Source organism: Streptomyces sp. NPDC059247, assembly GCF_042754005.1.
GTDB lineage: Bacteria > Actinomycetota > Actinomycetes > Streptomycetales > Streptomycetaceae > Streptomyces.
This window is the reverse complement of the sequence record NZ_JBHYZW010000003.1, coordinates 320,023-334,685: the sequence shown is the minus strand read 5'-3', so window position 1 is coordinate 334,685 and position 14,663 is coordinate 320,023. Positions and strand designations below refer to the sequence as shown.

Here is a 14,663-nt window from a genome sequence, read left to right as displayed (position 1 = left end):
GTGCCCCCCAAGGAGCCCCCGCGCCGCCGCGTCCCCGGCCCCGCCGGGCCCGCGCGCCCCCGGCCCGCCTCCGCCGGAGCCCGCCCGTCCCGCCCCGCGCCCCGCCCGGCCGCGCAGCGGACCCCCCCGCGCGCCCCGGCCCGCAGGCCCCGCACCATCCGGCTCGGCAGCCCCCGGCCCCGGCTGCGGCTGATCTCCTTCGGCCTGACGCTGGTCATGCTGGTCTTCGTGGTGCGGCTGCTCCAGGTCCAGGCCGTCGACGCCAGCGCGTACGCGGCCAAGGCCGACAAGTACCGCTTCCAGGAGTACACGCTCTCCGCCGAGCGGGGCGAGATCACCGACCGCAACGGCATCGCGCTCGCCGTCAGCGTCGACGCGTACGACATCACCGCCGACCCCAAGCTCTTCACGCCCGAGGAGTCCAAGGTCACCGACGCCCCCGAACAGGCCGCCGCCCTCCTCGCCCCCCTCCTCGGCAAGGAGCCCGCCGAACTGGCGAAGAAGCTCCGCACCCCCAAGTCCCGCTACACCCTGCTGGCCCGCAAGCAGACCCCTCAGGTGTGGAACCAGATCAGGGACCTCAAGCGGGTCTACGGCCAGAAGGCCCAGCGCTCCGCGGGCGGCAACGGCGTCAACCTCCTCGGCGGCGTCCTCAGCGAGCCCAGCACCAAGCGCGTCTACCCCAACGGGGAACTCGCCGCCGGGATACTGGGATACGTCAACGCCGAGGGCAAGGGCGCGGGCGGCGTCGAGTCCATGCTCGACCCCGAGCTCGCGGGCAAGGACGGCAAGATCCGCTTCACCCAGTCCGGCGGTCGCCAGGTGCCCACCGCGGGCTCCCAGGGCACCCCCGCCGTCCCCGGCTCCGACATCGAGCTGACCATCGACCGGGACATCCAGTGGGCCGCCCAGCAGGCCATCACCGACCAGGTCCGCACGTCCAAGGCCGACCGGGGCTACGTCGTCGTGCAGGACACCAGGACCGGCGAGGTCCTCGCCATGGCCAACGCCCCCGGCTTCGACCCCAACGACCTCTCCGCCGCCAACGCCGCCTCCATGGGCAACGCGGCCCTCCAGGACGCCTACGAGCCGGGCTCCACCAGCAAGGTCATGTCCATGGCCGCCGTCCTGGAGGAGGGCAAGGCCGCCCCCGACACCCATGTCACCGTCCCCAACCGGCTCCACCGCGGCGACCGGCTCTTCAAGGACGACATCGACCACCCGACCTGGTACCTGACCCTCAACGGCGTCCTCGCCAAGTCCAGCAACATCGGCACCATCCTCGCCACCGGCCAGCTCGGCGCCACCCAGCCCGAGTCCAACCGGGTCCTCCACACCTACCTGCGCAAGTTCGGCATGGGCAGCCCCACCGGCCTGGACTACCCGGGCGAGACCCCGGGCATCCTCGCCGAACCCCAGGACTGGTCCACCTCCCAGCAGTACACGATCCCCTTCGGCCAGGGCCTCTCCCTCAACGCCATGCAGGCCGCCTCCGTCTACTCGACCATCGCCAACGGAGGCGTACGCGTCGAACCCACCCTCGTCCGGGGCAGCAAAGGCCCCGACGGACGGTTCGCCCCCGGCCCCAAACCGGAGGAATCACGGGTCGTCAGCGAGAAGACCGCCCGCACCCTCGCCACCATGCTGGAGTCCGTCGTCGGGAACGAGGAGGGCACCGGCACCAAGGCCGCCATCCCCGGCTACCGCGTCGCGGGCAAGACCGGCACCGCCAACCGCGTCGACCCCGAACTCGGCCGCTACAAGGGCTACACCGCCTCCTTCGCGGGCTTCGCCCCCGCCGACGAGCCGCGGATCACCGTCTACTGCGCCATCCAGAACCCCACCAAGGGCAGCTACTTCGGCGGCCAGATCTGCGGACCCATCTACAAGAAGGTCATGGAGTTCGCCCTCAAGACCCTCCACATCGCCCCCACGGGCGTCGCACCGGCCCGACTGCCGGTCACCTTCGACCCCACCCCGTGACACTCCGGGAGCACCAGTGACAACGATCACCCCCCGATCCGGGAACCGGAAATCGAACTCCGGCGAGGCCCCGGGCTCTTTTGGCCCCCCACAGGGTGTGCCCGGTACGCTCACCGCCGTGCCACACGCTGATCAGTACCGAACCGCCCCGCCCCGGCCGGAACAGGCCCGCCCGACACCCCTGGGCGACCTGGCCGCGCAGCTGGGGGCCGACACCCCCGGGACCGCCGTGATCTCCGGCATCACCCACGACTCCCGGGCCGTGCGCCCCGGCGACCTCTACGCGGCCCTGCCCGGCGCCCGCGTCCACGGCGCCGACTTCGCCGCCCAGGCAGCCGGGCTCGGCGCCGCCGCCGTCCTCACCGACCCGACGGGCGCCGACCGCGCCGCCGCGACCGGCCTCCCGGTCCTCGTCGTCGAGGACCCGCGCGGCCGGATGGGGGAACTCGCCGCCCGGATCTACGGACGGCCCGGCGACGACCTCCTCCAGATCGGCATCACCGGCACCTCCGGCAAGACCACCACCGCCTACCTCGTCGAGGGCGGACTGCGCGGCACCGGACACCGCACCGGACTCGTCGGCACCGTCGAGATGCGGATCGGCGACGAGCGCATCAAGTCCGAGCGCACCACCCCCGAGGCCACCGACCTCCAGGCCCTCTTCGCCGTCATGCGCGAGCGGGGCGTCGACGCCGTCACCATGGAGGTCTCCAGCCACGCCCTGGTGCTCGGCCGGGTCGACGGCTGCGTCTTCGACGTCGCCGTCTTCAACAACCTCAGCCCGGAGCACATGGAGTTCCACTCCGGCATGGAGGACTACTACCGGGCCAAGGCCTCGCTCTTCACCCCGGAGCGCAGCCGCCTGGGCGTGGTCAACCTCGACGACGCGTACGGCCGCAGGCTCGCGGGGGAGGCGACCGTCCCGGTCGTCACCTTCTCCGCCGAGGGCCGCGCCGACGCCGACTGGCGCGCCGAGGACCTCGTCCTCGGCTCCCACGACTCGACGTTCACCGCCGTCGGCCCCCGGGGCGAGCGGATCCCCGCCACCGCCCCGCTGCCCGGCCCGTTCAACGTCGCCAACACCCTCGCCGCCCTCGCCACCCTCGCCGCCGCGGGCGCCGACCCCGAGGCCGCGGCGGCGGGCGTCGCCGCCGTCCCCGGCGTACCGGGCAGGCTGGAGCGCGTCGACGCGGGCCAGCCGTACCTCGCCGTCGTCGACTACGCCCACAAGACGGACGCCGTCGAATCGGTCCTGCGCTCGCTGCGCGAGGTCACCGAGGGCCGTCTGCACGTGGTCATCGGCTGCGGCGGCGACCGGGACACCACCAAACGCGGACCGATGGGCGCCGCCGCCGCCCGGCTCGCCGACACCGCCGTCCTCACCTCGGACAACCCCCGCTCCGAGGATCCGCTCGTGATCCTCACCGCCATGCTCGCGGGCGCCGCCGAGGTGCCCGCGGAGGAACGCGGCGAGGTGCTCGTCCTCGCCGACCGGGCCGCGGCCGTCGCCGCGGCCGTCGCCCGCGCCGAAGCGGGCGACACCGTCCTCGTCGCGGGCAAGGGCCACGAACAGGGCCAGGAGGCCGCCGGAACGGTACGCCCCTTCGACGACCGTCAGGTCCTGCGCGCGGCCATCGCCGACCGCTTGCACACCCAGGCCGCCGCGCCGAGCGGAACAGACAGCCACCAGAACAGTCAGGGATGAAGCAGTGATCGCCCTCTCCCTCGCCGAGATCGCCGAAATCGTCGGCGGGCAGGCGCACGACATACCGGATCCGGCCGCCCGGATCACCGGGCCCGTCGTCATCGACTCCCGAGAAGTGCGGGCCGGCAGCCTCTTCGCGGCCTTCGCCGGTGAGCACGTCGACGGCCACGACTACGCGGAACGCGCCGTCGCCGCCGGTGCGGTGGCCGTACTGGCCGCCCGGCCCGTCGGCGTACCCGCCCTCGTCGTCGACGACGTCCAGACCGCGCTGGGGGCCCTCGCCCGCGCGGTCGTCGCCCGGCTCGGCACCGATGTCGTCGCCCTCACCGGCTCGGCGGGCAAGACCTCCACCAAGGACCTGATCGCCCAGGTCCTCGACCGGCACGCCCCCACGGTGTGGACGCCCGGTTCGCTCAACAACGAGATCGGCCTGCCGCTCACCGCGCTCCGCGCGGGCGACGAGACCCGGCACCTGGTCCTGGAGATGGGCGCCCGGGGCATCGGCCACATCCGCTACCTCACCGGCCTCACCCCGCCCCGCATCGGCCTCGTCCTCAACGTGGGCACCGCCCACATCGGGGAGTTCGGCGGCCGGGAACAGATCGCCCGGGCCAAGGGCGAACTGGTCGAGGCGCTGCCGTCGGCCGAGGAGGGCGGTGTCGCGGTCCTCAACGCCGACGACCCGCTCGTCCGCGCCATGGCGAGCCGCACCAAGGCCCGCGTGACCCTGTTCGGCGAAGCGGACGAAGCGGCCGTACGGGCCGAGAACGTCCGCCTCACGGAGACCGGACAGCCCTCTTTCCGGCTTCACACACCCACCGGGTGCAGCGACGTGACCTTGCGCCTGTACGGTGAGCACCACGTGTCGAACGCGCTCGCCGCGGCCGCCGTCGCGCACGAGCTGGGAATGTCCGTCGAAGAGATCGCCACCGCGCTCTCCGGGGCGGGCACCCTGTCGCGCTGGCGCATGGAGGTCACCGAGCGTCCGGACGGCGTGACGATCGTCAACGACGCCTACAACGCGAATCCCGAGTCCATGCGAGCCGCCCTGCGCGCGCTCGCGTCCATGGGCAGGGCCGCACAGGCCCGAGGGGCCCGTACGTGGGCGGTGCTCGGCAAGATGGCCGAGCTCGGTGACGCATCGCTCGCCGAGCACGACGCGGTCGGACGGCTGGTCGTCCGGCTCAACGTCAGCAAGCTCGTCGCGGTCGGGGACAGGGAAGCGTCCTGGCTGCAACTGGGCGCATATAACGAGGGTTCGTGGGGTGAGGAGTCGGTGCACGTGTCCGACGCGCAGGCGGCGGTCGACCTGTTGCGCAGTGAGCTGCGACCGGGGGACGTCGTCCTTGTGAAGGCTTCCAGGTCGGTCGGTCTCGAACAGGTCGCCCTGGCTCTCCTCGACACCGAGGGCGAGGTCACCGGCCGATGAGGCAGATCCTCTTCGCGGGAGCCATCGGGCTCTTCCTGACGCTGATCGGTACCCCGCTGCTGATCAAGCTGCTCGCCCGCAAGGGATACGGGCAGTTCATCCGCGACGACGGCCCCCGGGGCCACGCCGGGAAGAAGGGCACGCCCACCATGGGCGGCATCTCCTTCATCCTGGCGACGATCATCGCGTACGCCCTGGCCAAGGTCATCACCGGCGAGCCCGTCTCGTACTCGGGCCTGCTGGTGCTCTTCCTGATGACCGGCATGGGCCTGGTCGGCTTCCTCGACGACTACATCAAGATCGTCAAGCAGCGTTCGCTGGGCCTGCGGGCCAAGGCGAAGATGGCCGGACAGCTGATCGTGGGCATCGCCTTCGCGGTGCTCGCGCTCCAGTTCCCCGACTCGCGCGGTCTCGCCCCGGCCTCCATGAAGCTCTCCTTCATCACCGACTTCGGCTGGGCCATCGGGCCGGTGCTGTTCGTGGTCTGGGCGCTCTTCATGATCCTGGCCATGTCCAACGGCGTGAACCTGACGGACGGTCTGGACGGCCTGGCCACCGGCGCCTCCGTGATGGTCTTCGGCGCCTACACGTTCATCGGCCTGTGGCAGTTCCAGGAGTCCTGCGCCAACGCGCTGACCCTCACCAACCCCAGCGCCTGCTTCGAGGTCCGCGACCCGCTCGACCTCGCGGTGGTGGCCTCCGCCCTGATGGGCGCCTGCTTCGGCTTCCTCTGGTGGAACACCTCGCCCGCCAAGATCTTCATGGGTGACACCGGCTCCCTCGCCCTCGGCGGCGCGCTCGCCGGTCTCGCCATCTGCTCCCGCACGGAGCTGCTCCTCGCGCTGCTCGGCGGCCTGTTCGTGCTGATCACCATGTCCGTGGTCATCCAGGTCGGCTCGTTCAAGATGACCGGCAAGCGCGTCTTCCGGATGGCCCCGCTCCAACACCACTTCGAACTCAAGGGGTGGTCGGAGGTCCTGGTCGTCGTCCGGTTCTGGATCATCCAGGGCATGTGCGTGATCGTGGGCCTGGGCCTCTTCTACGCGGGATGGGCAGCGGACAAGTGACAGAACAGCTCGACTGGACCGGCAAGAGGGTCACCGTCGCGGGCCTCGGCGTCTCCGGCATCCCGGCCGCCCGCGTCCTGGCCGCCCGGGGCGCGCACGTGACCGTCGTCAACGACGGCGACGACGAGCGCTCCCGGGCCCAGGCCGCGGAGCTGGAGGCGGCGGGCGTCACCGTCCGCCTCGGCGACGGGGCCACCCTGCCGTCCGGCACCGAGCTGATCGTCACCACCCCGGGCTGGCGGCCCGACAAGCCGCTCTTCACGGCCGCCGCCGAGGCGGGCGTGGAGGTCTGGGGCGACGTCGAGCTGGCCTGGCGGCTGCGGGGCCCGGACGCGGCCCCCTGGCTCGCGGTCACCGGCACCAACGGCAAGACCACCACCGTGCGGATGCTCGCCGCCATCCTGGAGGCGGCCGGTCTGCGGACCGCCGCCGTCGGCAACATCGGCGTCTCGCTCCTCGACGCGGTCCTCGGCGAGGAACCGTACGACGTCCTCGCCGTGGAGCTCTCCAGCTACCAGCTGCACTGGGCCCCCTCGGTCCGGGTCCACTCGGCCGCCGTGCTCAACCTGGCGCCCGACCACCTCGACTGGCACGGCTCCATGGAGGCGTACGCCGCCGACAAGGGCCGGATCTACGAGGGAAACCAGGTCGCCTGCGTCTACAACAGGGCCGACCCGGTGACCGAGGACCTGGTCCGCGAGGCCGACGTCGAGGAGGGCTGCCGGGCGATCGGCTTCACCCTCGGCACCCCCGGCCCGTCCGAACTCGGCGTCGTCGAGGGACTCCTCGTCGACCGGGCCTTCGTCGACAACCGGCGGGAGAACGCCCAGGAGCTCGCCGAGGTATCCGACGTCCAGCCACCGGCCCCGCACAACATCGCCAACGCGCTCGCCGCCGCCGCCCTCGCCCGCGCCTTCGGCGTGGACGCCAAGGCCGTACGGGACGGACTGAAGGCCTTCCGGCCGGACCCGCACCGCATCGAACTGGTCGAGGAGATCGGCGGAGTCGCGTACGTCGACGACTCCAAGGCCACCAACACCCACGCCGCCGAAGCCTCGTTGGCCGCCTACGACCCGATCGTCTGGATCGCCGGAGGCCTCGCCAAGGGCGCGACCTTCGACGAGCTCGTCCGGAAGTCGGCGAAGCACCTGCGCGCGGCCGTCCTGATCGGCGCCGACCGGGCCCTGATCCGCGAAGCCCTCGCGCGACACGCCCCGGAAGTCCCGGTGGTGGACCTCGACCGGACCGACACTGGGGCGATGTCCGAGGCGGTCCGCGAAGCGGCCCGGCTCGCCCGCCCGGGGGACACGGTCCTCCTCGCCCCGGCCTGCGCCTCGATGGACATGTTCACCAACTACAACGAGCGGGGCGAGGCCTTCGCGGACGCCGTCCGCGCCCTCGCCGCCACCGGGGACGCCTGACCCGCCCGACGGGGAGGGTCCGGCCGTACCGGGCACGACCGGAGGGGGCAGCGACCATGCCGAGCAAGATCGTCGGGACTCGCAGGCCCTCCGCCGCACGCGGCGGGGGGCGGGCCCCCGCACCGCCGGGGCGGTCCCGCGGCGGCCTGAGGGGCCTCCACGAGCGGGCCAGGAAGGCCTGGGACCGGCCCCTCACGGCCTATTACGTGATCATCGGCGCGGGGATGCTCATCACCACGCTCGGCATGGTGATGGTCTACTCCGCCTCGATGATCACGGCACTCACCTACGACCTGGTGCCCTCCTACTTCTTCCGCAAGCAGTTCTTCGCCGCCCTGCTCGGCACCGGACTCCTCCTGCTCGCCTCCCGGATGCCGATCAAACTGCACCGGGCCCTCGCCTACCCGATCCTGGTCGGCGCGGTCTTCCTCATGGTGCTCGTACAGATCCCCGGGATAGGGCACGCGGTCAACGGCAACCAGAACTGGATCTCCCTCGGCGGCCCCTTCCAGCTCCAGCCCAGCGAGTTCGGCAAACTGGCGCTCATCCTCTGGGGCGCCGACCTGCTCGCGCGCAAGCACGACATGAGACTGCTCACACAGTGGAAGCACATGCTGGTGCCCCTGGTACCCGGCACCTTCATGCTGCTCGGCCTGATCATGCTCGGCGGCGACATGGGCACCTCGATCATCCTCGCCGCGATCCTCTTCGGCCTGCTGTGGACCGCGGGCGCGCCCACCCGGCTCTTCGCCGGGGTGCTCGCCGTGGCCGGTGCGATCGGCTTCCTGCTGATCAAGACGAGCGACAACCGGATGCGGCGCTTCGACTGCATCGGCGCGACCGATCCCGGCGGCGAGGGGGCCCCCTGCCTCCAGGCCGCGCACGGAATCTACGCGCTGGCCTCGGGCGGCTGGTTCGGTTCCGGACTCGGCGCGAGCGTCGAGAAATGGGGCCAACTGCCCGAAGCGCACACCGACTTCATCTTCGCGGTCACCGGTGAGGAACTGGGGCTGGCGGGGACGCTGTCGGTACTCGCCCTGTTCGCGGCCCTAGGCTATGCGGGTATCCGCGTGGCCGGAGGCACGGAGGACCCCTTCGTGAGGTTCGCCGCGGGAGGTGTGACCACCTGGATCACGGCGCAGGCCGTGATCAACATCGGTGCGGTGCTCGGTCTGCTGCCGATCGCCGGTGTCCCGCTCCCGTTGTTCTCCTACGGTGGGTCGGCCCTGCTGCCGACCATGTTCGCCGTCGGGCTCCTCATCGCCTTCGCGCGACAGGAACCCGCCGCGAAAGCGGCCCTGGCCATGCGCCGCCCCGGCTGGGGCAAGCGGGCCGGGGTGAGATGGAAGTCGATGCGACGGCGCGTCAAGAAGCGCCCGTCCGGAGAGCGGTGAATTTCGGTGCATGTCGTACTCGCCGGCGGGGGGACCGCCGGCCACATCGAGCCCGCGCTGGCCCTCGCGGACGCCCTGCGCAGGCAGGACCCCACCGTGGGGATCACGGCGCTGGGCACGGAGAAGGGTCTGGAGACCCGGCTGGTGCCCGAGCGGGGCTATGAGCTGGCTCTCATCCCGGCCGTACCGCTGCCCCGCAGGCCCACCCCCGAACTGATCACCGTCCCCGGGCGGCTGCGCGGCACGATCAAGGCCGCCGAGCAGGTCCTGGAGCGCACCAGGGCGGACTGCGTGGTGGGCTTCGGCGGTTACGTGGCCCTGCCCGGCTATCTCGCGGCCAAGCGCCTCGGGGTGCCGATCGTGGTCCACGAGGCCAACGCCAGGCCCGGACTCGCCAACAAGATCGGTTCGCGGTACGCCGCCGGGGTCGCCGTCGCCACCCCGGACAGCAAGCTCCGCAACTCCCGCTACATCGGCATCCCGCTGCGGTACACCATCGCCACCCTGGACCGGGCCCGGGTACGGCCCGAGGCGCGCGCCGCCTTCGGTCTCGACCCGAACCTGCCGACCCTGCTGGTCTCGGGCGGCTCGCAGGGCGCCCGGCGGCTCAACGAGGTCGTCCAGCAGGTCGCTCCGGTGCTCCAGCGCTCGGGCATCCAGATCCTGCACGCGGTCGGCCCGAAGAACGAAATGCCGCGCGTCGACAACATGCCCGGTATGCCGCCGTACGTGCCGGTACCGTACGTGGACCGGATGGATCTCGCGTACGCCGCCGCCGACATGATGCTCTGCCGCGCGGGCGCGATGACCGTCGCCGAGCTCTCCGCCGTCGGGCTGCCCGCCGCGTACGTCCCGTTGCCGATCGGCAACGGCGAACAGCGGCTCAACGCCCAGCCGGTGGTGAAGGCGGGCGGCGGACTCCTCGTCGACGACGCGGAGCTGACGCCGCAGTGGGTGCAGGGCAACGTCCTGCCCGTACTGGCCGATCCGCACCGGTTGTACGAGATGTCCCGCGCCGCCGCCGAGTTCGGCCGCCGGGACGCCGACGACCTGCTCGTCGGCATGGTGTACGAGGCGATCGCCGCCCGCCGTCAGGCGTAGCGCGGCGGCTGAGGGCAGGAGGCGCCGGATGGCAGCCGGACCGACGACGGCCGAGAAGAGCGGCAGGAGCGGGTCGAAGGGGCCGTCGGACGGTCCGTCCCGCGAGGGTGCCCGGAACCGTGGGTTCCGGGCACCCGGCACCCGAACGCTCCTCATCGCGTTCGGCGTTCTCGTCCTCGTGGTCGCCGGGGTCTGGGCGCTCTACGGCTCCTCCTGGTTCCGTGTGGAACGTGTGAAGACTTACGGCACGGTGGTGCTGACCCCGCGTGAGGTCGAGGCGGTCGCCGCCGTGCCGGTGGGCGCCCCCCTCGTCTCCGTCGACACCGACGGCATCGAGGCCAGGCTCAGGGCCCGGCTGCCGCGCGTCGAATCGGTGGACGTGGTCCGGTCGTGGCCGCACGGAATCGGGCTGAAGGTGACGGAACGGCAGCCCGTTCTCGTGATGGAGAAGGGCGGGAAGTTCACCGAAGTGGACAGGACCGGAATGCGGTTCGCCACGGTGCCCACCGCCCCCAAGGGCGTCCCCCGGCTCGTCCTGGACGTCGCCTCCTCGCCCAGCCTCCGCCGCTTCGGCGCGGACCGGCTGCTGGACGAGGCGGTGCGCGTACGGGGTGAACTCCCGCCCCGAATCGCCCGGGACACTCGTGTCGTGCGCGTCACCTCGTACGACTCCGTCACTCTGGAGCTGAGCGGGGGGCGCACCGTCTACTGGGGCAGCGGGGAGCACGGTCCGGTCAAGGTCCGGGTCCTCGCCGCGCTCATGAAGGCCACTCCCAAAGCGGGGCACTTCGATGTAAGTGCCCCCACGGCGCCCGCCTCGTCCGGGAGTTGACGCACATCACCCCTGGCCAGCACCCTGGTTGGCCAGCGCTACGGGTGATCACATAGGGTGAAAAGAAAAACGGGAGGTTCGGCGTGTTCGTTGAACGTGCGCCACTTGTCGACTTAGTGTCCTGTTCGGAAGAGTCCAGCGAACAGCGACACTGGTAACCCTAAACTTGAACGTTAGGGTTTGGGTCGGCGTTTCGGACCGTCCCAATCGGCATCCGTCGGAGCGGCGCGACCAACGCGCGGCGACGACACGTAACTCGAGGCGAGAGGCCTTCGACGTGGCAGCACCGCAGAACTACCTCGCAGTCATCAAGGTCATCGGTGTCGGCGGCGGTGGTGTCAATGCCATCAACCGAATGATCGAGGTCGGTCTCAAGGGCGTCGAGTTCATCGCGATCAACACCGACGCGCAAGCGCTGTTGATGAGCGACGCCGACGTCAAGCTCGACGTCGGCCGTGAACTCACCCGCGGCCTCGGGGCCGGGGCCAACCCGGCCGTCGGTCGCAAGGCGGCAGAGGACCACCGTGAGGAGATCGAGGAGGTCCTCAAGGGGGCCGACATGGTCTTCGTCACCGCAGGCGAAGGCGGTGGCACCGGCACCGGCGGCGCCCCCGTCGTGGCCAACATCGCGCGCTCGCTCGGCGCCCTGACGATCGGTGTGGTCACCCGGCCGTTCACCTTCGAGGGACGCCGTCGCGCCAACCAGGCGGAGGACGGCATCGCCGAACTCCGCGAAGAGGTCGACACCCTCATCGTCATCCCCAACGACCGGCTCCTGTCGATCTCGGACCGTCAGGTCTCCGTGCTCGACGCCTTCAAGTCGGCCGACCAGGTGCTGCTGAGCGGCGTCCAGGGCATCACGGACCTCATCACCACCCCCGGCCTGATCAACCTCGACTTCGCCGACGTCAAGTCGGTCATGTCCGAGGCCGGTTCGGCCCTCATGGGCATCGGCTCCGCCCGGGGCGACGACCGCGCGGTGGCCGCCGCGGAGATGGCGATCTCCTCGCCGCTCCTGGAGGCCTCCATCGACGGCGCCCGTGGCGTGCTGCTCTCCATCTCCGGCGGCAGCGACCTCGGTCTCTTCGAGATCAACGAGGCCGCGCAACTGGTCAGCGAGGCCGCCCACCCCGAGGCCAACATCATCTTCGGCGCCGTCATCGACGACGCCCTGGGCGACGAGGTCCGGGTCACCGTCATCGCGGCCGGCTTCGACGGCGGCCAGCCGCCCGCCCGCCGGGACAACATCATGGGCTCGGCCTCCGCCAAGCGCGAGGAGCCGGCTCCGGCGCCCCGCCACGCCGAGACCTCCCGCCCGATGGGCGGACTCGGCACCGTCGCCCCGCGCGAGGAGCCGGTACGCGCTCCGATCGAGCCGTCCCCGGCCGTCAACGAGATCCCGCTGCCGCCCGCCCCGCCGGTCGTCCCCCCGGCCCGCCCGTACGCGGACTCCCAGGCCGAGGAGCTGGACGTCCCGGACTTCCTGAAGTGATAGGTCGACGCTTCGACGCGAACGGCGCGCACTTCGCCTTCACCGACCGGTGGGGCGGGGTGAGCGCCGTTCCGTACGAGGAGCTCAACCTCGGCGGCGCGGTGGGGGACGACCCCGGGGCCGTGCTCGCCAACCGGGCGCTCGCCGCGGACGCCCTCGGCCTCGACCCGGCGCGGGTGGTCTGGATGAACCAGGTCCACGGCGCCGACGTCGCCGAGGTGGACGGCCCCTGGTCCACCGGGGAGATTCCCCCGGTGGACGCGCTCGTCACCGCCCGGCGCGGCCTCGCCCTCGCCGTGCTCACCGCGGACTGCGTCCCGGTCCTGCTCGCCGACCCCGTCGCCGGGGTCGTGGCCGCCGCCCACGCCGGGCGCCCCGGGATGGTGGCGGGGATCGTCCCCGCCGCCCTCGCGGCCATGGTCCGGCTCGGCGCCGATCCCGCCCGTGTCGTCGCCCGCACCGGCCCCGCCGTCTGCGGGCGTTGCTACGAGGTGCCCGGGGCGATGCGCGCCGAGGTCGCGGAGACCGAACCCGCGGCGGGCGCCGAGACGAGCTGGGGCACCCCCGCCGTCGACGTCACCGCCGGAGTGCTCGCCCAGCTCGACCGACTGGGCGTCACCGACCGGCGGTCCTGCGGGATCTGCACCCTGGAATCCGCTGACCACTACTCGTACCGCCGCGATCGCACCACGGGGCGACTCGCGGGATATGTCTGGCTGGACTGAGAAGAGACATGACGGACCGCACGTCGGAACTCGCCGAGAACCTGGCCCGGGTGGAGGCACGCATCGCCGCCGCCTGTGCCGCCGCCGGTCGCGCGCGGGAGGAGGTGACGCTCGTCGTCGTCACCAAGACCTACCCCGCGAGCGACGTCAGAATCCTGCACGGGCTCGGGGTGCGGCACGTCGCCGAGAACCGGGACCAGGACGCCGCGCCCAAGGCGGCGGCCTGCGCCGACCTCGACCTGACCTGGCACTTCGTGGGCCAGTTGCAGACCAACAAGGTCAGGTCCGTGGTCGGTTACGCCGATGTGGTCCAGTCCGTCGACCGGCTGAAGCTGGTCTCCGCGCTCTCCGCCGCCGCGGAGCGGGCGGGCCGTGAACTCGGCTGCCTCCTCCAGGTGGCGCTCGACGCGGAGTCCGGTCAGCGGGGCGACCGGGGCGGGATCGCCCCGGACGGGATCGAGGAGTTGGCGGCGGCGGTCGACGCGGCTCCCGCGCTGCGGCTCGACGGACTGATGACCGTGGCCCCGCTGGCCGGTCCGTACGCCGGGAGGCAACGCGCCGCCTTCGACCGGCTGGTGGATCTGTCGACTGTCCTGCGCGCGACCCGTCCGGCTGCGAACATGGTGTCAGCAGGGATGAGTGCGGACCTCGATGAGGCCGTGGCGGCCGGGGCGACACACGTACGCGTCGGTACTGCGGTACTCGGAGTCCGCCCGAAGCTCGGGTAACGTCGCCAAGCAAGTCGGACCACAGCAGAAAATATGGTCATTCCGTAAAACAGGCGGAACGACCCGTGGATCGCACACTTGGTGACGAGGCCGATCCACCACAGAGCGGAGGACTCAGAGAATGGCCGGCGCGATGCGCAAGATGGCGGTCTACCTCGGCCTCGTGGAGGACGATGGGTACGACGGCCGGGGGTTCGACCCCGACGACGACTTCGAACCCGAGCTGGAGCCGGAGCCCGAGCGCGACCGGCGGCACACCCCTCCGCGCCAGGTGGAGCGCGAGGAACCGGTGCGAGTGGTGCAGCCTCCGGCCCCCCGGGAGCCGATCGCCCATTCCGTCCCGGTACTCGCCGAAAGCGGACGTCCGGCCCGAATTGCCCCCGTGGCATCCATCACACCCGAACGCCCGAGCCTGGAGAAGAACGCGCCGGTGATCATGCCCAAGGTCGTGTCCGAGCGGGAGCCCTACCGCATCACCACGCTGCACCCCCGGACCTACAACGAGGCCCGTACCATCGGGGAACACTTCCGTGAGGGCACTCCGGTGATCATGAATCTCACGGAGATGGACGACACGGACGCGAAGCGACTTGTCGACTTTGCCGCCGGACTCGTCTTCGGGCTCCACGGCAGCATTGAGCGCGTGACGCAGAAGGTGTTCCTGTTGTCGCCTGCTAACGTCGATGTCACGGCGGAGGACAAGGCCCGGATCGCAGAGGGCGGATTCTTCAACCAGAGCTGAGAACACGAGAACCGGACGGACCGGTCGCGAAGCGGCCGGAACAA

Annotated in this window: 12 protein-coding genes; all 12 read left to right on the top strand. The window is 71.6% G+C overall.

Annotation, left to right across the window (positions count from 1 at the left end; genetic code table 11):
• The 12 genes from ACFXGN_RS08550 to ACFXGN_RS08495 all read left to right on the top strand — a co-directional run bounded on the left by ACFXGN_RS08550 (position 1) and on the right by ACFXGN_RS08495 (position 14,619).
• On the top strand, positions 1-1,983 hold the full coding sequence (locus tag ACFXGN_RS08550; protein ID WP_384855227.1) for a peptidoglycan D,D-transpeptidase FtsI family protein: 1,983 nt from the start codon (positions 1-3) through the stop codon (positions 1,981-1,983).
• A 16-nt stretch (positions 1,984-1,999) separates the two neighbouring features.
• Positions 2,000-3,688: a UDP-N-acetylmuramoyl-L-alanyl-D-glutamate--2,6-diaminopimelate ligase gene (locus ACFXGN_RS08545; RefSeq protein WP_384855225.1), complete on the top strand. Its 1,689-nt coding sequence runs from the start codon at positions 2,000-2,002 to the stop codon at positions 3,686-3,688.
• 4 nt (positions 3,689-3,692) lie between these two features.
• Positions 3,693-5,117 (top strand): UDP-N-acetylmuramoyl-tripeptide--D-alanyl-D-alanine ligase, encoded by a 1,425-nt coding sequence (gene murF / locus ACFXGN_RS08540; protein ID WP_384855222.1) that lies wholly within the window; start codon positions 3,693-3,695, stop codon positions 5,115-5,117.
• Complete coding sequence (mraY, locus tag ACFXGN_RS08535) at positions 5,114-6,184, top strand: phospho-N-acetylmuramoyl-pentapeptide-transferase (RefSeq protein WP_384855219.1); 1,071 nt, start codon at positions 5,114-5,116, stop codon at positions 6,182-6,184. The genes murF and mraY overlap by 4 nt, the downstream gene beginning before the upstream one ends.
• Positions 6,166-7,605 carry a UDP-N-acetylmuramoyl-L-alanine--D-glutamate ligase gene (gene murD / locus ACFXGN_RS08530; protein WP_384855217.1) on the top strand — a complete coding sequence of 480 codons (1,440 nt, stop codon included), beginning with the start codon at positions 6,166-6,168 and terminating at the stop codon, positions 7,603-7,605. The genes mraY and murD overlap by 19 nt, the downstream gene beginning before the upstream one ends.
• Positions 7,606-7,661: 56 nt before the next feature.
• Positions 7,662-8,999, top strand: a complete 1,338-nt coding sequence (ftsW, locus tag ACFXGN_RS08525) for a putative lipid II flippase FtsW (RefSeq protein ID WP_384855215.1) — start codon at positions 7,662-7,664, stop codon at positions 8,997-8,999.
• Between the two features lie 6 nt (positions 9,000-9,005).
• A complete protein-coding gene (gene murG / locus ACFXGN_RS08520; protein WP_351779320.1) occupies positions 9,006-10,100 on the top strand; it encodes an undecaprenyldiphospho-muramoylpentapeptide beta-N-acetylglucosaminyltransferase in 1,095 nt (364 codons plus the stop codon).
• A 28-nt stretch (positions 10,101-10,128) separates the two neighbouring features.
• The gene (locus tag ACFXGN_RS08515; protein WP_384855212.1) at positions 10,129-10,932 is read left to right on the top strand and encodes a cell division protein FtsQ/DivIB; all 804 of its coding nucleotides are present in this window, start codon (positions 10,129-10,131) and stop codon (positions 10,930-10,932) included.
• Positions 10,933-11,209: 277 nt separating this feature from the next.
• Entirely contained in the window at positions 11,210-12,424 is a 1,215-nt protein-coding gene (gene ftsZ / locus ACFXGN_RS08510; protein WP_384855210.1) for a cell division protein FtsZ, read from the top strand.
• Positions 12,421-13,149, top strand: coding sequence for a peptidoglycan editing factor PgeF (gene pgeF / locus ACFXGN_RS08505; protein WP_384855207.1), 729 nt, complete (start codon positions 12,421-12,423; stop codon positions 13,147-13,149). Before ftsZ ends, pgeF begins: the two co-directional genes overlap by 4 nt.
• 8 nt (positions 13,150-13,157) lie before the next feature.
• Positions 13,158-13,877 (top strand): YggS family pyridoxal phosphate-dependent enzyme, encoded by a 720-nt coding sequence (locus ACFXGN_RS08500; protein WP_384855204.1) that lies wholly within the window; start codon positions 13,158-13,160, stop codon positions 13,875-13,877.
• 121 nt (positions 13,878-13,998) lie between these two features.
• Positions 13,999-14,619 carry a cell division protein SepF gene (locus tag ACFXGN_RS08495; protein ID WP_030693462.1) on the top strand — a complete coding sequence of 207 codons (621 nt, stop codon included), beginning with the start codon at positions 13,999-14,001 and terminating at the stop codon, positions 14,617-14,619.
• Positions 14,620-14,663 lie beyond the last annotated feature (44 nt).